This is a genomic window from Rhizobium oryzihabitans, from assembly GCF_010669145.1.
In the GTDB taxonomy this organism is placed as follows: Bacteria; Pseudomonadota; Alphaproteobacteria; order Rhizobiales; family Rhizobiaceae; genus Agrobacterium; species Agrobacterium oryzihabitans.
In genome coordinates this window covers 1,955,809-1,979,529 of record NZ_CP048632.1, presented here as the reverse complement: position 1 = coordinate 1,979,529, position 23,721 = coordinate 1,955,809, and the positions used below count along the sequence as shown (strand labels likewise).

Genomic DNA, 23,721 nt, shown 5'->3' with positions numbered 1-23,721 from the left:
TTGAGGCGGCTATCTGCGCCGATTGAATCCACCTTTGTCGTCAAGAGGCCATATGCGCGTTGCAATTATCGAAAACATGGCGGGCACGCCGCATGGCCAGCTCGGCGTCGCTCTGCAAGAGGCGGGAGCAGATGTGCATGTCATCCGCGCCTATGCGGGTGAGCCACTTCCCACCGATGCGGGTGGTCATGATGCCCTTGTCGTTCTGGGCGGTGAGCAGAACGCCCTTGACGATGCGCTTTACCCCTATCTCCCAGAGCTTGCGCTTTTGATGAAAGCCTTTGGCGATGCGGATAAGGCCGTGATGGGTGTCTGCCTCGGCAGCCAGTTGCTGGCGCGCGCCTATGGTGGAGAGAATATCCTGTCCGGTCCGCCTGAATTTGGCTGGGAAGATGTTTCCCTGACGGAGGAGGGCGTGTCCGATCCCCTATTGGCCGGGCTCAGGAGGACATTCCCCATTTTCCAGTGGCACTGTGATACATTCACGCTTCCGCCCGAGGCGACGCGGCTTGCCACCAATGGCGCGACACGAAATCAGGCCTTTCGTGTGGGCCGCGCGGTCTACGGTACGCAGTTTCATTTCGAGGCATCGACCACGGTTGTCGATGGGTGGTGTCAGTCATTCCCGACCTCTATCGAAAGAATGGCGCCCGGCTGGCTGGAAAATTACCGTGACCATCGCAGCCAGCGCGCGGATATGGCCGACGTTGCGGGTCTGGAAATTGCCCGTGCCTGGGTACGTCTCATCTGATTTGAGCAATTATCGGTTGCGAATAGGACCAAGGCCGCTCAGAATTGCGACCGTTCATCACCATTCGCAAACGGGGCGCAATGATCATGTATAAATTTGAAATCTATCAGGACAAGACCGGGGAATATCGCTTCCGCTTCAAGGCATCCAACGGGGAAACGATGTTTTCGTCGGAAGGATACAAGGCGAAGGCATCTGCCATCCACGCCATCGAGTCGATCAAGAAAAACTCCCCCGGCGCCAATACCGTCGATCTGACGACAATGACCGCCTGAACAGACCCGTTCCGCGAGACCTCGATGCTTTTGGCCTGCCAGAATTGACAGGCGCATTGGCAGGTGCCGGCGTAAAGATAAGATTCAGTCTTTTTTGATAATCTTCCGTTAGCAATTGTATTTCGAGGTCTCCGGGCGGCGTCAGAGTGCCCCCGATTGTTTTGCGTACGGGTTCTCATGCGTTCATCGGCTGTGCCAGCATTTCTCTTCGGTTGCCTTCTGCTTGGGGCTGTACGTCCAGTTCCGGGCCGGAAAGCCTGGTGGCCGGCTTGCCGTCGAAGGAAACGACGAGTTCGGTCACGCCGTCTGCTCCCGTCCCGCAGGCAAGTGTCGGCACCCAGACCATAAACGCTCAGCCAAGACAGGAAGTTCTGGCATGGGGCGGCCCGGTGCCGGAAGAACCAAAGGCTTTTTCCGCCGTTACACCACGGGCGTCCCTGCCGCAGAACGCGCCTGAAATCCGCCTGCCGGTCCCGTCGCAGGCTGGCATGATACGGCCGGCGGAACGCCCCACGGATCGCCAGATGGAGCGTCCGGTGCAACTCGCCATGGCCGCCGCCCCGGCGGCGAGCGCCGGCGCTCAGGTGCGCTCGCGCATCTTCCGCTCCAGCTTCACCGATGCCAAGCCCATCAATTTCGGCAGGGTTCAGCCACGCCACTTCCAGGTCCATGGGGTGGATGTATCCCGCTGGCAGGCCAATATAAACTGGCCGCAGCTGCGCACGCGCGGTGCCAATTTCGCTTTCATCAAGGCGACGGATGGCGGCGATCATCTTGATCCGATGTTCCGCACCAACTGGCAGCGGTCGAAGGAAGCCGGTATCCGCCGTGGTGCCTACCACTTCTTCTATTGGTGCCGCTCGGCCAGTGAACAGGCGGACTGGTTCATTCGCAATGTTCCGCGTGATCCCGATGCGCTGCCGCCGGTGATCGACGTGGAGTATAACGGCGAATCAAGCTGCAAGATGCGCCATTCCCGCGAGCGCGTTCTGGAAAAGATGCGCGTATTCATGGACAAGCTCGAGCGCCATTATGGTCAGCGGCCGATCATTTACACCGCACCCGATTTTTATAAGGACAATCTGACCGGCGAATTCCAGGACTATCCCTTCTGGCTGCGTGCCGTCGCCCAGCATCCGTCCGTGGTTTATCCGGGCCGCAAGTGGCTGTTCTGGCAATATTCCGGCTCCGGCCTGTCACATGGTGTCGATGGCCGCATCGATCTCAACGTCTTCAACGGCAGCGAGGATGCCTGGCATCGCTGGGTGGACCGCCGCTCAAGCTAAAGCGGCGGGCGTCAGCGCGCAAATTTTCTGGCGCCGGCAACACACAGCACCACCACAAGCGTGATACCGATCATTGCCGGGCTGACCTCCTCGTGCAGCAGGGTTGCTGCAAGCACCAGCCCGAAGAACGGCTGCAGCAATTGCAACTGGCCCACCGCGGCGATGCCGCCGAGCGCCAGCCCGCGATACCAGAAGATGAAGCCGATCAGCATGCTGAACAGCGACACATAGGCAAGGCCGCCCCAGGCCTGCGGATCGATGCCGGCAAGGGTTTCCGGCCCTGTGAAAAAGCTGAGTGGCAGCATTACGGGCAGGGACAGAACCAGCGCCCAGGAGATAACCTGCCAGCCGCCCAGTTTGCGGGAAAGGGCTGCACCTTCGGCGTAACCAAGCCCGCAGACGATAATTGCGCCCAGCATCAGAAGATCGCCGGCAAGCGAGGCGCTGATGCCGGCAGCAAGCGAATTCCACAATGAGTAGCCAGCCACCAGGGCACTGCCGACGCAGGAAAAGAACCAGAAGGCCGCGCGAGGGCGCTCTCCGCCGCGCAGCACGGCGAAAATCGCGGTTGCGAGCGGCAGCAATCCGACGAAGACGATGGAGTGCGCCGAGGTCACGTGCCGCAGCGCCAGCGCCGTCAGAAGCGGAAAACCCACCACCACGCCGAAGGATACGATGAAAAGCGATGTCAGATCATCGCGTGCCGGGCGTTTTTGCCTGAACAGGAAAAGCAAAGCGAGGGCCAGAAGTCCGGCGATGCTGGCGCGGGCGACGGTCAGGAACACCGGGTCGAAACCCGTGACCGCAATGCGGGTGGCGGGCAGCGAACCGCTGAATATCACCACGCCGATAAGGCCGTTCAGCCAGCCGCTTGTCGTCTTGTCCATAATCGTCTCCTGTATTTTTCCCTTCTTGATCCTGAACGGCTGGCGACAACAGCGACAATCATATACAATTTCAAGAAACTGTTGTGGTTGTTTGGGCGGTACGGTTGGAGGAAAATGTGGACGGGCAGATCATTGCGGGCACGCGCATAGAAAAGGTGATGGCAAGTGTGCGGCAACGCATCGCCTCGCGCAGCCTTGTTCCAGGGGCGAGATTGCCGTCCGTCAGGGCGTTCGCAAAGGCCATGCAGGTCTCCACCTCCACCATTGTCGAGGCCTATGATCGACTGGTGGCGGATGGCACCATAAGCTCTCGCCCGGGCTCCGGATTTTTTGTGGCGGGTCCGCTTGCGCCGCTCTCTCTTGCCGATATCGAACCTCAACTGGACAGGGCGGTCGATCCGCTCTGGGTGTCGCGGCAAGCGCTGGATGAGGCGACGGCCCTTGCCAAGCCGGGTTGCGGCTGGCTTCCCGCGTCATGGATGCCCGAGCAAGCGCTGAGGCGGGCAATGAGAGGGCTTGCCCGTGCGGATACTTCCCTGCTGACGGATTATGCGAGCCCGATGGGATTGTTGCCGCTGCGCCAGCTTTTGTCGCGCAGGCTCGCAGAACATGGCGTGCAGGCGGGCGCCAGCCAGATCATGCTGACCGATTCCGGCACGCAGGCGATCGATCTGCTGTGCCGTTTCCTGCTGCAGCCGGGGATACGGTGATTGTCGATGATCCCTGCTATTTCAATTTCCATGCCCTTTTGCGGGCGCACCGGGTGAAGATTGTCGGGGTGCCCTATACGCCAACGGGACCGGACCTGCCGCTTTTCGAGCAGGCGCTGAGAGAGCACAGTCCCCGTCTTTATATTACCAATTCGGCGATCCATAATCCGACAGGCGCAAGGCTTTCCGCCGTTTCCGCCCATCGCCTGCTGATGCTGGCCGAACAGGCGGGTCTTACCATCATCGAGGACGATATTTTTGCCGATTTCGAAACCCAGGCGGCACCACGGCTGGCGGCTTTCGATGGGCTCAATCGAGTGGTCCAGATCGGCAGTTTTTCAAAAACGCTGTCCGCGTCCGTGCGGTGTGGTTTTATCGCAGCGCCTTCGGCATGGGTGGAAGCCCTGAACGATCTCAAGATCGCCACCGCTTTTGGCGGCGCGCATTTTTCGGCAGCGCTGGTCCTGTCGCTTTTGACTGACGGTAGTTACCGCAAGCATGTCGAGGCGCTTCGGCAACGTCTTGCGGCGGCGGTGCCGGAGGCGGCGGCGCGTTTGAAGGCAGTTGGATGTGTGCCGTGGATCGAGCCGCAGGCGGGCATGTTTTTATGGTGCCGCCTGCCGGAAGGCGTCGATGCCGCTGATGTGGCGCGCCGCGCGCTCTCGCAGCAGGTGGTGCTGGCCCCCGGCAATGTTTTCAGCTCCTCGCAGAACGCCTCCGGTTTCATGCGTTTCAACGTGTCGCAAATGGCCGGTCCACAGGTCATGGCGGTGCTGGCGGATGCCCTTGGGCAGAGGGCCGATCATCGCCCGTCATAGGCCGGTTGGCACGAATCGGAACAAAATCCCGTGAACACCGTTTTCTCCCCAGAGTGAAGAGGAGGAAATACCATGACATTCGATCCCAACAACCCGCGCCCGGACCGCGATCTTCGTCCGGAAGTGAATATCAACAATGACCCGCGTGTCCGCACGTCTCCGTCCTGGATGCCGTGGCTGGCGATTATCGTTGTTGTTCTGGTGGGCGTTTTCGCCTGGTCGCAGATGAGCGGCCCGACCACGGATCCGGCAACGACATCCTCAACCACGCCGCCCGCGGCAACGGATCAGGCACCGGCGCCCATGGCTCCGACGACCCCGGCAACGCCGCCCGCCAACAATACGGCACCGGCTAGCCCGAATACCGGCGGCACCCAGACCCAGCCGTAACGGTTTTAATAATCTGATAAAACCGCCTGCCTCCGGGCAGGCGGTTTTTCCTTGCGGTAAGGCCCGCTTCAGAGCTGCTCCATGGCGGAAGGGTGGTTGGAAAGCCTGGACCAGCGGGCGATCGATTCTTCCGCCAGCGCTGAAAGCGTGATGCTTCCAAAGCGGGAGAGGAGAATTTCCTCCGCTTCCTTCATGGCATCAAAGAGTGCTGCATTGACGGCCTGCTCAATGACGCAGTTCGGATTGTCACCCGCGAGCCCTATCGAGAAGAGTTCCGGTGTGCCGAGCGCGCGGTAGATATCAAGCAGCGTGATGTCGCTGAGGGGCCGCGCCAAAACCCAGCCGCCGCCATGACCCTTTTCCGAAGACACATAACCGTGCTCCCGCAGGCCCGCCATGGTTCTGCGCACCACCACAGGGTTGGTCTGAAGCATCGCCGCGATGCTCTCGGAGGTGGCTGCGCCCGCATGTTTTTCCATATGGATCAGAATATGCAGCACCCGCGAGAGGCGCGTGTCGTGTCTCATTGCTGAAGCCCGTCTATTTTTTGACGACGCTATCAGCTTCCTTCTGACGTAACAATATAAGTTGCGTGACTATTGACTCCAAAAATCACGTAACAATATAAGTATCGTGAAATCGAACGAGTGCTTCCGGCTCGGCTTCAGAACGATAGGTGCATCATGAAATACGACGTCATCATCATCGGCGGCAGTTATGCCGGCCTCTCCGCTGCCCTGCAGCTCGGCCGCGCCCGAAAAAACATCCTCGTGGTGGATGCGGGTGAGCGGAGAAACCGCTTCGCAAGCCACTCCCACGGTTTTCTCGGCCAGGACGGCAAGGCCCCGGGCGAAATCATCGCCGAGGCGCGCCGCCAAATTGAGGGCTACCCGACGATACACTGGGCAAAGGGCAGGGTAACGAATGCCGAGGGAGCTTTTGATGACTTTGTCGTCGAGATTAATGACACTCGCCGCGAAAGTGCGGCCCGGCTCATTCTGGCCATGGGTGTTGCCGATGAGCTGCCTGAAATAGCCGGGCTGAAGGAACGCTGGGGCAGCACCGTCTTCCATTGCCCCTATTGCCATGGATACGAACTGAACAAGGGCAAGATCGGCGTCATCGCGGCCTCGCCGCTGGCCATCCACCATGCGCTGATGCTGCCGGACTGGGGTGAAACCACCTTCTTCACAAACGGTATATTTGTAGCCGATGCCGAACAGAGCGCACTTCTGTCAGCCCGGGGCGTCCGTGTGGAAAAAGAGCGCATCAAGGAAATCGCGGGGCATGCGGATGTCGTTCTTGCGGACGGGCGCAGCATTGCTTTGGCCGGGCTTTTCACGCAACCGAGATTGAAGATCACCTCGGACTGGGTCGAAAAGCTCGGCTGCACCGTGGAAGAGGGGCCGATGGGATCAAGCATCGTGACGGATGCCATGAAACAGACGGCAGTGCGTGGCATCTTCGCCTGCGGCGATGTGGCCAGACCCGCCGGCTCGGTCGCTCTTTCGGTGGGCGACGGCGCCATGGCAGGGACTGCGGCTCACAGGTCGATCATGTTCCCGGAATGATCAGTGCGAAACAAGGCTCAGCCAGCGGCCCGGAGGCATGCCGAAGGCATTCTTGAAGTGGCGGGTAAAATGCGCCTGATCCGCAAAGCCGCAGGCAAACGCCGTTTCGGCAAGGCCCGCACCCGCGCGCATCATGTCCTTGCATTTTTGCAGACGCCGCATGATGAGATAACGATGCGGGCTCGTGCCGAACAGGCAGCGGAAGTGACGAAAGAGGGTGAAGCGATCGAGCCCGCTTATTTCCTCCAGCTCGTCTGAACCGACCGAAACGGCGCTGTTTTCCAGCAAATAGTCCCGGCAACGGAAAACGGCGCTCCGGTCCAGCCGCTTGATGGTTCTCTCACTTCCGTTCGAATGCTTAAAAAGCAGATCCGCCAGTCTGGATTGCCAGTCGGTCAGGAGCAGATTATCCGGCTCGCCTTCGAGATTGCCGAGCGCCTCGATCAGGCATTGCCTGAACTCCTCGTCCTCGATGACGGGATTTCTTGCGAAGGGTAGCGTGTGATAACCCGCCTCCATCGTCTTTTCCGGTGGAAGGTAGAGCATACGGTAAAGCAGACCTTCATCGGTGCCCGCGCCGCCATCGTGAACTTCGTCCGGATGCAGAACGATCACCTTTCCGGGCGTGCTGAAATGGGCTGTACCACGATAGGAAAAGGTCTGGACGCCGGAAAGCGTGACGCCCAGCGCATAGGTATCGTGGCGATGCGGCGCATAGGCGTTGCCATGAAAGCGCGCCTCGATGCGCTCGATACCCTCGCTCGAAGGTGCCTGCACAATCCCCTCGAATTTGCACGAACGTTCAAGATCGCTGACGCCCGAAGCATCTAGGATTGCTTCTCTTTCGTAACCACAGCCAGATTGAGTTCGCATGTTTGATACCAAGATCGCCGTCATCCTTCGTGATGACCTTGCCGTATGGCAAAAACTGAACGTCACCGCATTTCTCATGTCCGGGATTGTCGCCCAGACGAAAGAGATCATTGGCGAACCATACCGCGACGGGGCGGGCAACGTCTACAATCCCCTGTCCATCCAGCCGATTGTCGTGATGGCCACGGATCAGGAGGCGCTGCGCAAAATCCATCAACGATCTCTGGAGCGCGATGTGACGACATCGCTTTACATAGAAGAAATGTTCGCCACCGGCCATGACGTTGCCAACCGCCAGGTATTTTCGGAATTTTCGCCTGACAATGCAAAGGTGGTGGGCATCGCGCTGAGAGCGGATAAGAAAATCGTCGACAAGATCACCAAGGGCGCGAAGCTTCACGCCTGAGCAGGTGTCCTGAATGTAAAAAGGGAGGCGGTAAGCCTCCCTTTTAAACGCAATGACGATATGGCTGTCGCTTATTCGTCGTTCATCTTCAAAGCGGCGATGAAGGCTTCCTGCGGAATTTCCACCTTGCCGAACTGGCGCATGCGCTTTTTGCCTTCCTTCTGCTTGTCCAGAAGCTTGCGTTTGCGCGTCGCGTCGCCGCCATAGCACTTCGCCGTCACGTCCTTGCGCAGCGCGCGCACGGTTTCGCGGGCGATGACCTTGCCGCCGATGGCCGCCTGGATCGGGATCTGGAACATGTGCGGCGGAATGAGTTCCTTCAGCTTTTCGCACATGCCGCGTCCGCGCCGGTCGGCCGCCGAGCGGTGTACCAGCATGGACAGCGCATCCACCGGATCGCCGTTGACGAGGATCGACATCTTGACGAGATCGCCGGCGCGGTAGTCGATGATGTTGTAATCGAACGAGGCGTAACCCTTGGAGATGGATTTCAGCCGGTCGTAGAAATCGAACACCACTTCGTTGAGCGGGAGCTCATAGGTGATCATCGCGCGGTTGCCGACATAGGTCAGCTCGGTCTGCAGGCCGCGCCGGTCCTGACAGAGCTTCAGAATGCCACCAAGATATTCGTCAGGCGTCAGGATCGTCGCCTTGATCCACGGCTCACGGATTTCCTTGATCTTCACAACATCAGGCATGTCGGCCGGGTTGTGCAGCTCCTTCTCGGTGCCATCCGTCAGCGACATTTCATAGACAACCGAAGGCGCTGTCGCGACGAGGTCGAGATTGAACTCGCGCTCGAGACGTTCCTGAATGATTTCAAGATGCAGCAGGCCGAGGAAGCCGCAGCGGAAACCGAAACCGAGAGCGGCAGACGATTCCATTTCGAAGGAGAAGGAGGCGTCGTTGAGGCGAAGCTTGCCCACCGCTGCGCGCAGGTCTTCGAAGTCCGCTGCGTCAACCGGGAAGAGGCCACAGAACACCACGGGCTGCGCGGGCTTGAAGCCGGGCAGGGCCTGCGCCGTCGGGCGCTTGTCGTCGGTAATGGTATCGCCAACACGCGTATCGGCGACTTCCTTGATCGAGGCGGTGATGAAGCCGATCTCGCCGGGGCCGAGGCTGTCGACATTGACCATTTTCGGGGTGAGCACGCCGACGCGCTCGACGCCATATTTCGCGCCCGAACCCATCATCCGGATCTGCTGGCCCTTTGTCAGCACGCCATCAATGACGCGCACGAGAACCATGACGCCGAGATAGGTGTCGTACCAGCTGTCGACCAGCAGCGCCTTGAGCGGCCCGTTTTCGCCGACATCGCTCGTCGGCGGTGGCAGGCGGTTGACGATGGCTTCCAGAACATCGGGAATGCCAAGACCGGTTTTGGCCGAAATCATCACCGCGTCGGAAGCATCGATGCCGATCACTTCCTCGATCTGTTCCTTGATGCGGTCGGGTTCGGCCGCCGGCAGGTCGATCTTGTTGAGCACGGTGACCAGTTCATGATCGTTGTCGATCGCCTGATAGACGTTGGCCAGCGTCTGGGCTTCCACGCCCTGCGAGGCGTCCACCACCAGCAGCGAACCTTCGCAGGCCGAAAGCGAGCGGGACACTTCATAGGCAAAGTCGACGTGACCGGGCGTGTCGATGAGGTTCAGCACATAGGTTTCGCCGTTATTCGCCTTGTAGTGCAGGCGCACGGTCTGTGCCTTGATGGTGATGCCGCGCTCGCGTTCGATGTCCATCGAATCGAGAACCTGTTCCGACATATCGCGCTCGGCAAGGCCGCCTGTCGACTGGATCAACCGGTCGGCCAGCGTCGATTTGCCGTGATCGATGTGGGCAACGATCGAGAAGTTGCGGATATGGTCCAGGGGCGTGCGGGTCGAATTTGTGCTCATGCCCCGCGCTATAGCAGGGGCTTCCCGTGCCGCAAAGCGGGAATTTGGTTAAAAGCCCTTTAAAATGGGCTTTTCAGATCGCAAATTGCTCTGGCCAGTCGCGGCGGGTGGCCACCTGTCCCTCGGTTCTGAGCCTCGCCACGGCAGCAAGGTCTATATCGGCAATCAGCAGCGTACTTTGTGTCACCGTATCGCTTTCGCTTTCCGCAACGATACCGGAGGCCGGCATGCCGTAGTCGGACGGCACGTAAAGTGCGGCGCGGCCACGATTTTCATCGACAGCGGGAGACCATGGGGCCTCGCCTGCCGTGGGGGAGGAGAGAACGGCATATTGGTTTTCGAGCGCCCGGGCCTGCGCGCCGATACGCACCCGGTAGGCACCCGCCAGCGTGTCGGTACAGCTGGGGGCGAGAACCAGTTCGACGCCAAGCTCGGCCAGCTTCCGGCCAAGCATCGGGAACTCGTTATCGTAGCAGATGAGGATGCCAAGCGTGCCGATCGGCGTCTCGAAGGCTTTCAGACCCTCGATGCCGGCATGGATATTCCATTGTTCCCGCTCGAAGCGGGTCATGATCTGCTTGTCCTGATAACCGATAAGCCCCTCCGGGCCGAACAGCCACGCGCGATTGCGGAACTTGCCGTCCTTGTCTTTCACCGGCGCGCTGCCCGGTTGAAACAGGATTTGATGTTGCCGCGCCAGCTCTTCGCAAAGCTCGACCCAGGAGGGAATGAGCGGCTGTATCTCTTCGATGGAACGGTGCAGATCGCAGCGCGCGTCGGGCGGCAATTGCCCGGTCAGCGTCATGGCCGAATATTCCGGCAGCAGCAGCAGCTCTGCGCCTCTTTCTTTCGCCTCACGCACGACGCCGGAAAGATGAGCGGCATAGGCTTCCCATGTCTCGATCAGTTCGATGGCATATTGGCTGGCGGCGAGCTTCGTCATCTGCTTTCCTCTCCGGCGGCTATGGTCTTCATCCAGAAGGACAGGGGTTTCGGGCTCTCGACGCTCTCGTCGAGGTCTCGCCAGGTAAAGCTGGTACGCAGCTTGGGGTGATGGAGATAGCCGCGTTTTTCCCAGAAGGCATTCAGCGGCACGTAATCCACTGGCCGGCGCGGATGGTCTGCGGGTCGCTCGACCGCGCAGAAGGTGCAGCAGTCGAAGCCAAGCTTTCTTGCATGCGCCTCCCGCTCCTCGAAGAACCGCACGCCGACGCCATGACCGCGATATTCGGGGAGCAGCACGCTTTCACCGAAATAGAATATCCTGTCCGGATCGTAACCCGCCCTGAGGAAGGGCATCTTCACGTCGTCCGTTTCCGCCGCCATCGGCATGCCGGTGGACATGCCCACGACCTGTTCGCCTTCTTTCCCCGCGTCAAGCGCCAGCACGAAAACCGCACCTTTCGTGTCGGCATAGGTCGCCAGATATTTGCGCTCGTAGTGCAATGAGCCGTCATAGAGATAGGGAAAGGCGCGAAACACCTCGATCCGCAGGCGCGCAAGGTCATCCAGATAGGGCGTGGCGTCGATGCCGGAAAGAGACTTGATTTCGACGGTCATGGGCATTTTCACTTTCGGTTGCACTGGTTATACCGTCATGGAAAACCCGCGCAAGCATTGAACGGAGAAGACAATGACCGCCACTGAGACCATCCGCGCCTATTACGATGCCTTCAACCGTCAGGACATGGATGCCTTTCTGGCGCTTCTTCACGACGAGGTGGTGCACGACATCAATCAGGGCGAGCGCCAGACCGGAAAGGCTGCTTTTGCCTCCTTCATGGACCACATGAACCGCTGCTATAGGGAAAATCTCACCGAGATGGTCATCATGGCGAGCGAGGACGGCAAGCGCGCTTCTGCGGAATTCATAGTGAACGGGGAATATCTCGCAACCGATGAAGGTCTGCCGGAAGCGAGCGGCCAGAAATATGTCCTGCCGGCTGGCGCATTCTTCGACCTGAAGGATGGAAAAGTTAGCCGAGTAACGAACTACTATAATCTGAATGACTGGATTGCCCAGGTCGGCGCCTGAGGCATCTTTTGCCAAGCGGAACCAGCGACAAAAGGCGACCATTTTTCTATTATAATGGATGTTGACTCTATCATGCGAGAAATGCAATTCTCGCATGATGGAAAACGAAGATTTTATTCTCGAACGCTCGATCGGTGAGCGCATCAAAACGTTGCGCTCTGAAAACGGCCTGACGCTGGACCGGCTCGCCGCCGAATCCGGCGTCAGCCGCGCCATGATTTCCCGGATCGAACGTGGCGAGGCGAGCCCCACGGCGTCGCTGCTTGCCCGCATCTGCGCCGCACTTGGCCTGTCCCTGTCCGGCTTTTTCGCCGAAAACGAAGAGGCCGTTTCCCCACTGGTGAAAAAGCGCGACCAGCAGCTCTGGAAAGACCCGGAGACCGGTTATGTGCGCCGCGCCATCTCGCCTCCACGCGTCGGTTCCGATGTCGATATCGTCGAGGTCGAGTTCCCGGCGGGTGCACGCGTCGGTTTCCCGCCGCATGCGGCAAGCCGCGGCATGACGCAATATGTCTGGCTTTTCGAAGGTGTGCTTGAAATGACGAGCGGCGGAGACGTTCACCGGCTGGAACCCGGCGATTGTCTTTTCATGCCGGTTGGCGAGGGGCATGTTTTCCACAATCCTACCGAAAAACCCACCCGTTATGCCGTCGTGCTGGATCAAAGACAGCGCTGATTTTCCCGACAGGAGTTATCATGACCACCATCCGTGTGTTGAACGGGCAAGAGACCATCGACGCCTTGCCCGAACTTTGCGACGTTCTGGCCGCCTGCGTGAACGGCGGCGCATCCGTGGGTTTCATGTTGCCCTTTTCACCGCAGGATGCTGAGCCCTTCTGGCAGGCAGTTGCAGAAGCGGTAGGTGAGGGCGGTACCATTCACGTGGTGGCGGAAGTGGATGGCAAGGTGGTGGGCACCGTGCAGGTCGGCCTTGCCTCCAAACCGAACCAGCCGCATCGCGGCGATCTGATGAAGCTCCTTGTGCATCCTTCCGCGCGTGGCCTGGGGCTTGCCCGCAAGCTCATGCAAGAAGTCGAGGAGGAGGCGGCAAAACGTGGCCGCACCCTTTTGGTGCTGGATACGGCCACGGGCAGTGACGCGGAGGCGATCTATCCCCGTCTCGGCTGGGAGCGGGTCGGCGTTATTCCCGACTACGCACTGTTTCCCGACGGGCGCTTCTGCGGCACGACCCTGTTTTACAAGCGGATCGGCTAGGCCCTTCAGGCTGCCTCTTATTGTCCCGGCTTCAATGTGCGGTTGAAGGCGGCGACGATCATCGTCTCCAGCTGCGCATGAATATCCCCACGGTCGCGGGACCCGGCCGGTTCGCAGATCGGATCGCGCTCGCCGACGGATTTGAGAAATGCGCCGGCATCCGGTTTGCAAAGGGGCAGGAAGCTGAAGTGATCGGCTTCGTTCACATGTTGGTAGGTTGCGGCGGGCACCTGCGCTGCAAGCGTGTCCGCGAGCACGGCCGGCGGTATTTTGCCCTTGCTACCGAGATTGATGAAGGTCAGCGGAATATCGATCTCTCTCAGGCTGTCCGGTTTGAAGGCCAGCGCCAGGCCTGGGTCGATCAACACGGCGGAGCGAATGCGCGGATCGCGGTTTTGCTGCTCGAAACGCGCCTTGTCGATGCTGCGCAAATCTAGCTTCGGCACGCTGACCGGCTCGTTTTTGATATAGCCCCGGCCGCCGGCGAACCATTGGCAATCCATCATTGTGGAATACTCTTCGCAATAGCGGGTATAGGCGTCGAGATCGGCGCGTGCGCCCGAAATTTCCAGAGCGGCACTTCCGCCCAGCGAAAAGCCGAGAACGCCGATCCTGTCTTTCTCGATCGCTTCCTTCCATCGGCTGTCCGTCGTCAGCGCCGTGGCGATCGTCGAAAGATCGTTCGTCCGTTCCCAGATTTTCGGTGTGTCTTCGGGTGTGGAATAGCCGCTGGTCGTGCCGGGATGGTTGGTTCCGGCGACGATGAAACCTTCGCTGGCCAGTTTCACGGCGATCCACGCCATGCCGGCCATGCTTGATCCCGAACCATGCGACAGAAGCACGAGCGGCAGGCGGCCGGGTCGAATGGCCGCATCCTTCAAGGCGGGCGTCCCTTCAAAAACACGATCGTCGCTGGAAAGCGCCGTCACACCGCCTCCCTTGGCCGGATACCAGATCGTAACATTGAGATTGGTGTTTCGCGCGGAAGAAAATACCGGAATTGTGCTAGACCCGACATCCTCCGCAGCAAATGCCGGTAAGGAAAAAGCAGCACACATCAGAAGTGCAGCAAGGGTGTTTTTCAGTGTCATGAGAGCCTCTCCGTTTGACAAAATGATGCTCCCGTTTTCTCTTTTGAAGCGATAAATGCGTCCTTGATCGCGTTACAGGTCGTACCGAAACGCGATCTGGTCCATGAAAGTGCAATAAACCGTCGTTCCGGGATCTTTGTTCGTGCTTTTCATTCCCCTGCCTTTCGTCGTGGCGCTTCTGCTGATGGTCATGTTCATCGTCTTCTTTCGAAGCGGAGATGATGTGCGGACGAACCGCGCCTTTCTGGCCCTGATCGCGCTTTGCGCCGTGCAGTCGGTTCTTGTCGGCCTGCGCTGGGGTTATGGCGTGAGCGCGCTGCGTTATGTTCTGCCGGTCTTGGCCGCCTGCCTGCCGCCACTCGTCTACATCGCTTTTCGCGGGCTCATGGGGGTGGGGGAGGAGAGCAGGAGAGCGATGCTTGCCAGCCTTTTCCTGTCACCCCTGTTTATCGTCTTTCTGGAAATGGTCTTTCCGGTTGCGATCGATCTTGCGCTGATCGTCATTTTTGTCGGACACGCCGTTGCCCTGCTTCTTTTGGCAAGAAAAGGACCGGATGAGCTGGACGAGGCGCAGTTCGCCAGCGTCGCCTCGGCGCACAGGGCGCTCATCATCGCCGCCATCGCTCTTTGTGTTTCCTCGCTGTTCGATCTTCTGGTGTTTTTGGATTTTGCATGGGCGCATGGGGAAAATGTCGGGGCACTCGTCAGCAATGCCAACCTTCTCGGGCTGCTGTTGATCGGTCTCATGGCGGCTCTCGCCGGCAAAAGCAAAGCGCCGCAAATGGCTGTGGAGCCGGCTGCGGAATTGCCGCCGCCGGCGAAGCCCTCGGAGCAGGACCGGGACGTCATCGAAAGGCTCGATCGCGTGATGGAGACGCAGACGCTTTATCGCGACGAGAACCTCAACCTGTCGCGGCTTGCGAGGCGTCTGGGCTTACCGAGCCGCCAGATTTCCGGCGCGATCAATCGCGTGCTTGGCGTGAACGTCTCGCAATATGTCAACCAGCTCCGTATCCGCGAAGCCTGCCGCCTGCTGGAGGAGACGGAGCAATCGGTAACCGCGATCATGTTCTCCTCCGGTTTCCAGACCAAGTCCAACTTCAACCGGGAATTTCGCCGTGTCACCGGCATGAGCCCGGTGGACTGGCGTGAACGGCAGGTGTGGAAACTGGTTTCGCCAAACAAAACGGCCACCCGGCAGGTGCCGGATGACCGTCTGAAGATGGTCGGGAAATGATGAGGATCAGAGCGTGCCGTTGCGCTGCTGGATCATCATGTAGGTGTCATAGGTATATTCGGCGATCTGCGCCCAGAGATAGGCGTCCTTCTTGAACGCCTGCTGGCTTTCGTAGATCTTCTTGAAGCTTTCGTTCTTGGCCGAAATCTCCGCATAGGTGTCCTGCGCCGCCTTGTGGCAGACATCGAGGATCTCCTGGCTGAACGGCCGCAGGATGGCGCCCTGTGCCACGAGTTCCTTCAGCGCCTTCGGGTTGTGCGCGTCGTAACGCTCCAGCATGCTGGCGCTGCCGGCCGCACAGGCGTCTTTCAGGATGCGCTTGTAGTTCTCCGGCAGCTCGTTGAACTTCTGCAGGTTCACGAAAGCATGAACGGCCGGGCCGCCTTCCCACCATGCCGGATAGTAGTAATATTTCGCGACCTTGTAGAAGCCGAGCTTCTGGTCGTCATAGGGACCGACGAATTCGGTGGCGTCGATCGTGCCCTTTTCCAGAGCGGCATAAACATCGCCCCCGGCGATCTGCTGTGGTGTCACGCCAACCTTCTGCATCACCTGGCCGGTCAGGCCGGCAATGCGCATCTTCAGACCCTTCAGGTCGTCGATGGTGTTGATTTCCTTGCGGAACCAGCCGCCCATCTGGGCACCGGTATTGCCGAGAAGGATCGAGTAGATGTTGTGCTGGGCGAGGAACTCATTCAGCAGCTCGTTGCCGCCCGCCTGGTTGAACCAGGCATTTGTCTGGCGCGCATTGAGACCGAAGGGAACCGAAGTACCAAGCGCGAAGGTCGGGTCCTTGCCGACATAATAATAGGAGCAGGTATGCGCCATTTCGACGGTTCCGGCCGTCACCGCATCCGCCGCCTGCAACGCCGGCACGATTTCGCCACCGGCGAAATGCTGGATGACGAAGTTGCCGCCGGAGGCCTCCTTCACATGATCGGCGACGATCTGGCCCGCGCCGAAAAGAATGTCGAGGCCCTTGGTGAAGGACGACGTCATGCGCCAGGTGATTTTTGGGTTTTCCTGCGCAATGGCCGGGGCGGCCAGTGCCGTTGCGGTAACACCGGCGCCAACAGCGCCCGCCTTGCGGATAAATGATCTACGATCCATGTCGATAAGCCCTGCTATGTCTGCATATTACAGGCGAACCGCACGGTACGCCTCCCGCTGGCTACTAAACATTTATCCTTGCGGCCATCAAGAGGGAATGTTCGAAACCTGCGCGGTCTCCTGCAACACTTTTTGGTTGCTGCTTTGGCACGCGATCACGTCCCTCTTGTGGCCACTGTCCAGGCGTCCTACGGATGGCTGCGCTTTAACGCCGGGTCGTCCATCGCCGGATTGTAAAACAGCGAAAGCGTCAGGCTTCTGGCGATGCGTTGCGCCGTTTCCATGAACCAGTCATGGGCCTGTCGGCTCGGCGCGATATCGTCAAGCGTAGCGGAGAATAACGTGAGCCATTGCGGGAAAAGCTCGGCCGACATGCCATGTACGCCAAGATGCGCCTGCACCGGTTTGCCGCCATAACTGCCGTTCTTGAAGGCGACGCCACTCCAGAACTGTTTCATTCTGGCCATATGCTCTGGCCAGCGTCCGGCAAGCCGTGCGTCGAAGACAGGGCCGAGTGCGGGATGGTTGAGAACGCGGCCGTAAAATGTCTCCACCAGCAGGTCGATGAAACCGGCATCGACGCCGATCTCCGCCATGGCCTTTTCCGCCCTGTCTCGAATTTCCGCATTGTGTGCGGCTCTTGCCGTGATTGGGTCCTGCATCGTGCTTCCTTTTCAGTGAATTTACGTCGCTCTACCGCCATCCGCAATGCGACCCTTTGGCCCATTAGAATTATTCTAAAAAGCTTGATCGTGACGCGATCCAGATGTATTTAGAATTATTCTAAAAAGGTTTCAGTCATGTTCCGCAGTCTTTTTTCCCTGTCCAAACGTCCTTTTTCCTCCCTTGGTGAACAGGAAATCCTGGCGCTCGCCATTTCATCCGAAGAGGATGATTCCCGCATTTACCGCTCCTATGCCGATCATTTGCGTGCGCAATTTCCGCAATCCGCAAGGGTCTTCGACGACATGGCCGAGGTTGAGCAGCAGCATCGTAACGTGCTGATCGACATGCATCGCCGCCGCTTCGGAGAAACGATCCCGCTGATCCGGCGCGAGCATGTGCGCGGATTTTACGAGCGCACGCCGGACTGGCTCGTAAAGAACCTGTCGCTCGAGAAAATTCGCGCACAGGCCGAATTGATGGAAGCCCAGGCGATCCGTTTCTATGATGAGGCGGTGAAGCGCACCAGCGATGCTTCAACGCGCAAGCTGCTGGGCGATCTGGCTGAGGCCGAGCGTGGCCACGAAGACATCGCGCAGATGCTGGAAGAGAAACATCTCGACGAAAACGGCAAGACCGAAGAGGCGGAAACCGCAAAACGGCAATTTCTTCTGACCTATGTGCAGCCGGGCCTTGCGGGGTTGATGGATGGCTCGGTCTCCACACTGGCGCCAATCTTTGCCGCCGCCTTTGCCACGCAGGATACCTGGCAGACCTTTCTGATCGGCCTCTCCGCCTCCGTCGGTGCGGGTATTTCCATGGGTTTCACCGAGGCTGCCCATGACGATGGCAAGCTTTCCGGCCGTGGCTCTCCGGTAAAGCGCGGTTTCGCCTCGGGCATCATGACGGCCGTCGGCGGCCTTGGCCATGCGCTTCCCTATCTCATTCCGCATTTCTGGACGGCTACGGCGATTGCCGCCATCGTCGTCTTCGTGGAACTCTGGGCCATCGCCTTCATTCAGAACCGTTTCATGGAAACGCCGTTTCTGCGGGCAGTGTTTCAGGTGGTGCTTGGCGGCTCGCTGGTGCTCGCCGCCGGCATCATCATCGGCAACGGGTGAGAGCTGGAAAGGCTAAGAGAATAATGACCGAGGCTTGTCGGATCACAGCCTTGCCTAAAACGCGACGTCATTCTGGAGCTTGACCCGAGAATCCATAAGCCACTGAAATTGTGGGTCCTCGGGTCAAGCCCGAGGATGACGGAGGCGAGGTTTTCCAGCCGATCAGCGCAACGCGCCAACCAGAATGTCGCGGCCATCCTCGATGGAGACCCAGCGGCCCGTATTGAAGGACGCCTGCCGCTTCAGATAGGTGTAGTTGGTGTCGGTCCAGAGCTTCACATCGTCGGTGAGGTTGTCGAGAATGTAATCGCCATCGGTCGTGCGGAGCGTCAGCACGGCATGGCCTTCACCGTCCGGCTTGCGCACGACGGTGATCAAGAGGTCGGCAACGGAGAAACCGCGCTCGATCAGCTTCTTGCGCTTCAGCAGCACGAAATCTTCGCAGTCGCCTGCGGTCGTCGGATATTCCCACACTTCGTCCTTGCCGTAGATTTCCTGGTCGGTCATGGCGACGACGGTGGTGTTGACGGAGGTGTTGATCTCGCGAACCACACCCCAGCCATAGTCGGTAACGCGCGGCGGCGGCGTCATCTTGCTACGAATGTTGCACTCGTCCGCATATTTCTGACAGAACTCATAATGGCCGATCGGCTGGGATGTAATTCCGCCCGTCACCATGGAAGGGCTTCCCTTGGTTTCCGCCATGGCGGAAGCAGCAGTAATTAGCCCGGCGGCAACTGCAGACAGCAGCGCACGCGCCAGCGGTGCGTTCATCATGAAACCCGTCCCTTAAATTCTTAACGAAAAGTTAAGAGGGATGGGGGGCTTGAGTCAATCATTAGCAATCGGCGATGCGCAAGACTCGTTGAATATGGTTAAGAGCGTTGCGCAAATGCCTATATTGCAAGGGCTTTGACCGCGGCCAGCATCCTGTCGATATCCTGCGGCCGGGAAAGCCGGTGGTCGCCATCGCGGATCAGCGTCAGGACGACATCATCGGCGGGAAGATGTTCCATGAGCTTCAGCGCATGCTGATAGGGCACATCCGGATCGCGCATGCCCTGGAGGATGTGAACGGGGCATCCGGTGGTGATGATGCCCGTCAGAACGCGGTTCTTTTTTCCGTCTTCCATCAGCGCGCGCGTGAAGATGTTGGGCTCGGGGCTGTATTCCGAATGTTCCTCGAAGTAGCCCTTTTCCTCCAGCGACGCCTTTTCAGCATCGCTCAGGCTCGGCTCTATCAGTTCTGCAGTGAAATCGGGCGCGGGCGCAATGAGGACCAGCCCTGCGACGGAGGGCGCGCCACCCATCTTGCGCAACTCCTCGACCATGCGCAGCGCAATCCAGCCGCCCATCGAAGAGCCGATGAGAATGACGTGCGATGGCGCCTTCGCCCGCACCACAGCAATTGCTTCTTCCAGCCATCTTGAGATGGTGCCCTTCCTGAAGTCACCGCCGGAAGCGCCGTGGCCGGAATAATCGAGCCGCAGGCAGGCAAGGCCGTTTTCCGCCGCAAAGCGATCGAGTTCCACCGCCTTGGTTCCGGTCATGTCGGAACGATAGCCGCCCAGCCAGACCAGCATGGGCGTGTTCCCGCCCGAAGCCGCCGGGCGTTGGAGAAAGGCGATGTTGCGGGCATCGTCGCCCGCCCCTACGTGCAGGAATTCAGCGGCTTGTTCGGTCATGTATATGCAATTCTCCTGATTTTCGTGCAATATCGGCGGCGTATTTGCAAAAACCGTGGCAACAGGTGATCTTTTCGGGCAGATATGCTATTGACTTCGCCACGGCAATAACGACATTTCCGCCGCTTGTACCAAACAAGCTGTTTTTTGCTGACGTGATCCAGAAACAGATCAGGAGAATACGACCATTCGCAGACCTTTCAAAGCCGATGCCCCCGTCAAGGAGGGGCCGCGCTCCAACCGGGAAATTCGGGTTCCCAGAGTTCAGCTTATTGATGAAGAAGGCCAGAACCTCGGTAGCATGCCGACGGATCAGGCTTTGAAGATGGCGGAGGAGGCTGGTCTCGATCTCGTTGAGATTTCGCCGAACGCTGAACCGCCGGTATGCAAGATCCTCGATCTCGGCAAGCTGAAATACTCGACCCAGAAGAAGGCGGCCGAGGCGCGCAAGAAACAGAAGATCGTTGAGGTCAAGGAAATCAAGATGCGCCCCAACATCGACACGCATGACTATGACGTGAAGATGAAGGCGATGAACCGGTTCTTTGACGAAGGCGACAAGGTGAAGGTAACGCTGAAGTTCCGTGGCCGCGAAATGGCTCACCAGGAACTTGGCATGAAGCTTCTCCTTCAGGTGAAGGAAGACACCCAGGCAATTGCCAAGGTTGAAGCCGAGCCGAAGCTGGAAGGCCGTCAGATGATGATGGTTCTCGCCCCGAAATAATCTTTTTACGCGTTCACATCACTGGCGCGTATCCCACCGCAAGGGGAAATTCTCATTCCCCGTTGCGCTTTTAGCCGACTGCGGTTATAAGCGCGCGTCCGAACGGTCCGGCAGGGCATGCCGAGGCCGTTCCTGAATAGCTTGAAATAGGCCTCGTCTGCCTGTTTCGATACAAAAAACGGAGTAGCAAAATGCCCAAGATGAAGACGAAGTCCGCTGCAAAGAAGCGGTTCAAGATCACCGCTACCGGCAAGGTTGTTGCAGCCGCCGCCGGTAAGCGCCACGGCATGATCAAGCGTACCAACAAGTTCATTCGCGACGCGCGTGGAACCATGGTTCTCGCCGAAGCTGACGGCAAGAAGGTCGTCAAGAACTACCTGCCGAACGGTCTCTGAGACTTTTCCGCACTTTTGGACACTTTAAGGAGATCATGACATGGCACGCGTAAAACGTGGCGTAACTTCCCGCGCCAAGCACACCAAGACACTCAAGGCAGCCAAGGGCTTCTACGGCCGCCGCAAGAACACCATCCGCGCAGCAAAGGCTGCCGTGGATCGTTCCAAGCAGTACGCTTACCGCGACCGCAAGGTCAACAAGCGCAACTTCCGCGCTCTGTGGATCCAGCGTATCAACGCTGCTGTTCGCGAATTCGGCCTGACCTACGGCCGCTTCATCGATGGCCTGAACAAGGCTGGCATCGAAGTCGACCGCAAGGTTCTGTCCGACATGGCTATCCATGAGCCGGCAGCATTCGGCGCGCTCGTTGAAGCAGCGAAGAAGGCGCTTGAGTACCTCAAGGATGCTGGTACGGCCAACGAGTTTGAAACCGCTGTAAAGTAATTACGGCGCGGACAATCTGTTGTTCATTTGAAACCCGCGCCGGTTCTCCGGCGCGGGTTTTTTATTTTTGGAATCCACGGCAGTTCCGGCAGGGCGTGCAAGCACCGCGCATACAGATCAAAGAAAAAGGGTGGAGCATCTGGCCGGGTTTCGGCCGGCAAATTCCTGGGGTAAAAATGGTGGTTGCCGCAAGCGAGGCGGAAAAAGTGAAGGGTTTCCACGTTCATCTTGAAGATGGCGATATCGCGGCCCTGATGCAGGCTCTGCTCAAGAGCGAGCGACGGGTGCAGAAACTCGAGCTTTCCACAACGACCGTCTGGATCAAGCGTCAGGGCACGGAAACGCCGTCCTGGTGGATAAAGCTGCAGACATTTCTCGCCAAACTGCTGCCCTATACCTTCATGCGACCTTCTCCGCCGCTTGACGGCGCAGGCCTGATGCGCCGCGAACTTGAAACGCTTCACGTCTTCAAGGCGCGGGGTTTCCTTGTGCCTCCCGTCATCTATTCCTCGCTGACGGCGGTCGTGCTGGGAGATGTCGGCCCGACCGTGATGGAGCGCATGGACGCGATGAAGGTCGCAACACCCGTGGAGCATGACGCCTTGCTGGTGAAATCCGCCGAAGCGCTCGGCGAGTTGCATGCGGCGGGCCTTTGCCACGGACGGCCGCATGTGCGCGACTTCTTTATCCAGGATGGGCGCATAGGCTTCATGGATTTCGAGGAGCGCCCGCAGGAGGTCATGCCGCTTGAGACGGCGCAGGCGCGCGATGTCTGGCTGCTGTTTTTACAGGTCGCGACCCGGGCCTGCGATGCGCCGAAAACCTGCGATGCGGCCTTTGCCCGCTGGCGCGAAAACGCTCCGCCACGGGCGCTGGAAGAATTGTGCCGTCTGACCGGCATTCTGGGGCGTTTTTTACCGGTTGCCCGGTTGATCGGGCGCGTGCGGATGGGTAGTGATCTGCGACGCTTTATCATGGCGACCGACTATCTGATGAATGCTGTGAACCCCGAAGCCGCTGTTAAAAATACCGGCAAGGCAGGAAAAGATGACTGAACTTGATACCTTGAAATCGCAACTGATGTCGGAGATCGCCGCCGCTGCCGATGAGCCGGCTATCGAAGCCGTGCGCGTCTCCGCGCTTGGCAAGAAGGGCTCGGTTTCAGAGCTTCTGAAGACGCTGGGATCGATGACGCCGGAAGAGCGCCAGACCCGGGGCGCTGCCATCAACCAGCTGAAGACCGAAATCACCGACCTCATCGGCGAACGCAAGAACGGCCTGAAGGATGCCGCCATTGCCGCGCGCCTGAAGGCGGAAACGCTGGATGTCAGCCTGCCGGTTCGCCAGTCGCCGGCCGAGCGCGGCCGCATTCATCCCATCAGCCAGATCGTCGACGAGATCACTGCGATCTTCGCGGATATGGGCTTCTCGATCGCCGAAGGTCCGGATATCGAAACTGATTACTACAACTTCACGGCGCTGAATTTTCCCGAAGGCCATCCGGCCCGCGAGATGCACGACACGTTCTTCTTCCAGCCGGATGAAAACGGCGAGCGCAAGGTGCTGCGCACCCACACCTCGCCGGTGCAGATCCGCACCATGGAAAGCCAGAAGCCGCCGATCCGCATCGTCATTCCCGGCAAGACCTACCGTCAGGATTCCGACGCCACCCATTCGCCGATGTTCCATCAGGTCGAAGGCCTTGTCATCGACAAGAAGGCGCATGTCGGCAATCTGCGCTGGATTCTGGAAGAATTCTGCAAGACCTTCTTCGAGGTCGACAGTGTCGTCATGCGCTTCCGCCCGTCCTTCTTTCCCTTCACGGAGCCGAGCTTCGAGGTGGATATCCAGTGCGACCGTTCCGGCCCCATCGTCAAGTTCGGCGAAGGCAACGACTGGATGGAAATCCTCGGCTGCGGCATGGTGCACCCGAATGTGCTGCGCGCCGGCGGGCTGGACCCGGACGAATATCAGGGCTTTGCCTGGGGCATGGGCCTCGACCGCATCGCCATGCTGAAATACGGCATGCCGGACCTGCGGGATTTCTTCAACGCCGATGTCCGCTGGATGAACCATTACGGCTTCCGCCCGCTCGACATGCCGACGCTGTTCGGCGGTTTGAGCGTTTAATCCGG

General features: G+C 59.0%; 27 protein-coding genes and 1 pseudogene. 17 read left to right on the top strand and 11 right to left on the bottom strand.

Annotated features, from left to right (window positions below; all coding sequences use genetic code 11):
* Positions 1–52: 52 nt before the first annotated feature.
* The 3 genes from G3A56_RS10370 to G3A56_RS10360 all read left to right on the top strand — a co-directional run bounded on the left by G3A56_RS10370 (position 53) and on the right by G3A56_RS10360 (position 2,312).
* Positions 53–751: a type 1 glutamine amidotransferase gene (locus G3A56_RS10370; protein ID WP_164056360.1), complete on the top strand. Its 699-nt coding sequence runs from the start codon at positions 53–55 to the stop codon at positions 749–751.
* 86 nt (positions 752–837) lie between these two features.
* A complete protein-coding gene (locus tag G3A56_RS10365) occupies positions 838–1,026 on the top strand; it encodes a YegP family protein (RefSeq protein ID WP_082184568.1) in 189 nt (62 codons plus the stop codon).
* A 185-nt stretch (positions 1,027–1,211) separates the two neighbouring features.
* Positions 1,212–2,312 carry a glycoside hydrolase family 25 protein gene (locus G3A56_RS10360; RefSeq protein WP_210255075.1) on the top strand — a complete coding sequence of 367 codons (1,101 nt, stop codon included), beginning with the start codon at positions 1,212–1,214 and terminating at the stop codon, positions 2,310–2,312.
* An 11-nt stretch (positions 2,313–2,323) separates the two neighbouring features.
* Here the strand turns inward: G3A56_RS10360 and G3A56_RS10355 are convergent, their stop codons facing one another.
* Positions 2,324–3,199, bottom strand: coding sequence for a DMT family transporter (locus G3A56_RS10355; RefSeq protein WP_082183493.1), 876 nt, complete (start codon positions 3,197–3,199; stop codon positions 2,324–2,326).
* Positions 3,200–3,357: 158 nt separating this feature from the next.
* Here G3A56_RS10355 and G3A56_RS10350 point away from each other — a divergent pair.
* Together G3A56_RS10350 and G3A56_RS10345 are read left to right on the top strand one after the other, a co-directional pair.
* Positions 3,358–4,727: pseudogene (locus G3A56_RS10350) on the top strand (aminotransferase-like domain-containing protein).
* Positions 4,728–4,799: 72 nt separating this feature from the next.
* Complete coding sequence (locus G3A56_RS10345) at positions 4,800–5,117, top strand: hypothetical protein (protein ID WP_003493304.1); 318 nt, start codon at positions 4,800–4,802, stop codon at positions 5,115–5,117.
* Between the two features lie 68 nt (positions 5,118–5,185).
* On the opposite strand, the gene G3A56_RS10340 is transcribed toward G3A56_RS10345, so the two are convergent.
* Entirely contained in the window at positions 5,186–5,644 is a 459-nt protein-coding gene (locus G3A56_RS10340) for an Rrf2 family transcriptional regulator (protein ID WP_035241459.1), read from the bottom strand.
* A gap of 156 nt (positions 5,645–5,800) precedes the next feature.
* Here G3A56_RS10340 and G3A56_RS10335 point away from each other — a divergent pair, with 156 nt between their 5' ends.
* Positions 5,801–6,688 carry an NAD(P)/FAD-dependent oxidoreductase gene (locus tag G3A56_RS10335; RefSeq protein ID WP_082183495.1) on the top strand — a complete coding sequence of 296 codons (888 nt, stop codon included), beginning with the start codon at positions 5,801–5,803 and terminating at the stop codon, positions 6,686–6,688.
* Here the strand turns inward: G3A56_RS10335 and G3A56_RS10330 are convergent, their stop codons facing one another.
* Entirely contained in the window at positions 6,689–7,465 is a 777-nt protein-coding gene (locus G3A56_RS10330; RefSeq protein WP_164056359.1) for an AraC family transcriptional regulator, read from the bottom strand. It abuts the gene before it with no gap.
* 94 nt (positions 7,466–7,559) lie between these two features.
* Between G3A56_RS10330 and G3A56_RS10325 the strand changes: the two genes are divergently transcribed.
* Positions 7,560–7,967 (top strand): DUF2000 family protein, encoded by a 408-nt coding sequence (locus G3A56_RS10325; protein WP_082184570.1) that lies wholly within the window; start codon positions 7,560–7,562, stop codon positions 7,965–7,967.
* A gap of 71 nt (positions 7,968–8,038) precedes the next feature.
* Here G3A56_RS10325 and lepA read toward each other — a convergent pair whose 3' ends face one another.
* The 3 genes from lepA to G3A56_RS10310 form a co-directional block, all read right to left on the bottom strand.
* On the bottom strand, positions 8,039–9,877 hold the full coding sequence (lepA, locus tag G3A56_RS10320; RefSeq protein ID WP_164056657.1) for a translation elongation factor 4: 1,839 nt from the start codon (positions 9,875–9,877) through the stop codon (positions 8,039–8,041).
* 61 nt (positions 9,878–9,938) lie between these two features.
* Entirely contained in the window at positions 9,939–10,808 is an 870-nt protein-coding gene (locus tag G3A56_RS10315) for a carbon-nitrogen hydrolase family protein (RefSeq protein WP_003493316.1), read from the bottom strand.
* Positions 10,805–11,425, bottom strand: a complete 621-nt coding sequence (locus tag G3A56_RS10310) for a GNAT family N-acetyltransferase (protein WP_164056358.1) — start codon at positions 11,423–11,425, stop codon at positions 10,805–10,807. Before G3A56_RS10310 ends, G3A56_RS10315 begins: the two co-directional genes overlap by 4 nt.
* A 73-nt stretch (positions 11,426–11,498) precedes the next feature.
* On the opposite strand from G3A56_RS10310, the gene G3A56_RS10305 reads away from it, so the two are divergent.
* The 3 genes from G3A56_RS10305 (at position 11,499) to G3A56_RS10295 (ending at position 13,115) form a co-directional block, all read left to right on the top strand.
* Complete coding sequence (locus tag G3A56_RS10305; protein ID WP_003493319.1) at positions 11,499–11,900, top strand: ketosteroid isomerase-related protein; 402 nt, start codon at positions 11,499–11,501, stop codon at positions 11,898–11,900.
* A 94-nt stretch (positions 11,901–11,994) separates the two neighbouring features.
* On the top strand, positions 11,995–12,576 hold the full coding sequence (locus tag G3A56_RS10300) for a helix-turn-helix domain-containing protein (RefSeq protein ID WP_082183500.1): 582 nt from the start codon (positions 11,995–11,997) through the stop codon (positions 12,574–12,576).
* 20 nt (positions 12,577–12,596) lie between these two features.
* Positions 12,597–13,115, top strand: coding sequence for a GNAT family N-acetyltransferase (locus tag G3A56_RS10295; RefSeq protein WP_082183502.1), 519 nt, complete (start codon positions 12,597–12,599; stop codon positions 13,113–13,115).
* A 17-nt stretch (positions 13,116–13,132) separates the two neighbouring features.
* Here G3A56_RS10295 and G3A56_RS10290 read toward each other — a convergent pair whose 3' ends face one another.
* On the bottom strand, positions 13,133–14,206 hold the full coding sequence (locus G3A56_RS10290) for an alpha/beta hydrolase family protein (RefSeq protein WP_082183503.1): 1,074 nt from the start codon (positions 14,204–14,206) through the stop codon (positions 13,133–13,135).
* A 142-nt stretch (positions 14,207–14,348) separates the two neighbouring features.
* Between G3A56_RS10290 and G3A56_RS10285 the strand changes: the two genes are divergently transcribed.
* Entirely contained in the window at positions 14,349–15,443 is a 1,095-nt protein-coding gene (locus G3A56_RS10285) for a helix-turn-helix domain-containing protein (RefSeq protein WP_164056357.1), read from the top strand.
* 6 nt (positions 15,444–15,449) lie between these two features.
* Here the strand turns inward: G3A56_RS10285 and G3A56_RS10280 are convergent, their stop codons facing one another.
* Positions 15,450–16,553 carry a TRAP transporter substrate-binding protein gene (locus G3A56_RS10280; RefSeq protein ID WP_003493330.1) on the bottom strand — a complete coding sequence of 368 codons (1,104 nt, stop codon included), beginning with the start codon at positions 16,551–16,553 and terminating at the stop codon, positions 15,450–15,452.
* A 188-nt stretch (positions 16,554–16,741) separates the two neighbouring features.
* A complete protein-coding gene (locus G3A56_RS10275; protein ID WP_003493332.1) occupies positions 16,742–17,215 on the bottom strand; it encodes a group III truncated hemoglobin in 474 nt (157 codons plus the stop codon).
* 138 nt (positions 17,216–17,353) lie between these two features.
* Here G3A56_RS10275 and mbfA point away from each other — a divergent pair, with 138 nt between their 5' ends.
* Complete coding sequence (gene mbfA, locus G3A56_RS10270) at positions 17,354–18,337, top strand: iron exporter MbfA (protein ID WP_082183506.1); 984 nt, start codon at positions 17,354–17,356, stop codon at positions 18,335–18,337.
* A 162-nt stretch (positions 18,338–18,499) separates the two neighbouring features.
* Here mbfA and G3A56_RS10265 read toward each other — a convergent pair whose 3' ends face one another.
* Both G3A56_RS10265 and G3A56_RS10260 read right to left on the bottom strand, forming a co-directional pair.
* The gene (locus G3A56_RS10265) at positions 18,500–19,114 is read right to left on the bottom strand and encodes a transglutaminase-like cysteine peptidase (RefSeq protein WP_137067569.1); all 615 of its coding nucleotides are present in this window, start codon (positions 19,112–19,114) and stop codon (positions 18,500–18,502) included.
* 119 nt (positions 19,115–19,233) lie between these two features.
* Positions 19,234–20,022 (bottom strand): alpha/beta hydrolase, encoded by a 789-nt coding sequence (locus G3A56_RS10260; protein ID WP_082183508.1) that lies wholly within the window; start codon positions 20,020–20,022, stop codon positions 19,234–19,236.
* A gap of 187 nt (positions 20,023–20,209) precedes the next feature.
* Between G3A56_RS10260 and infC the strand changes: the two genes are divergently transcribed.
* The 5 genes from infC to pheS all read left to right on the top strand — a co-directional run bounded on the left by infC (position 20,210) and on the right by pheS (position 23,716).
* Positions 20,210–20,746 (top strand): translation initiation factor IF-3, encoded by a 537-nt coding sequence (infC, locus tag G3A56_RS10255; RefSeq protein ID WP_077224822.1) that lies wholly within the window; start codon positions 20,210–20,212, stop codon positions 20,744–20,746.
* A gap of 191 nt (positions 20,747–20,937) precedes the next feature.
* Complete coding sequence (gene rpmI, locus G3A56_RS10250; protein ID WP_003493355.1) at positions 20,938–21,141, top strand: 50S ribosomal protein L35; 204 nt, start codon at positions 20,938–20,940, stop codon at positions 21,139–21,141.
* A 40-nt stretch (positions 21,142–21,181) separates the two neighbouring features.
* Positions 21,182–21,586, top strand: coding sequence for a 50S ribosomal protein L20 (gene rplT / locus G3A56_RS10245; protein ID WP_003493358.1), 405 nt, complete (start codon positions 21,182–21,184; stop codon positions 21,584–21,586).
* A 176-nt stretch (positions 21,587–21,762) separates the two neighbouring features.
* Complete coding sequence (locus tag G3A56_RS10240) at positions 21,763–22,641, top strand: BUD32 family EKC/KEOPS complex subunit (RefSeq protein ID WP_082183509.1); 879 nt, start codon at positions 21,763–21,765, stop codon at positions 22,639–22,641.
* A complete protein-coding gene (gene pheS, locus G3A56_RS10235) occupies positions 22,634–23,716 on the top strand; it encodes a phenylalanine--tRNA ligase subunit alpha (protein ID WP_003493361.1) in 1,083 nt (360 codons plus the stop codon). The genes G3A56_RS10240 and pheS overlap by 8 nt, the downstream gene beginning before the upstream one ends.
* Positions 23,717–23,721: the final 5 nt, after the last annotated feature.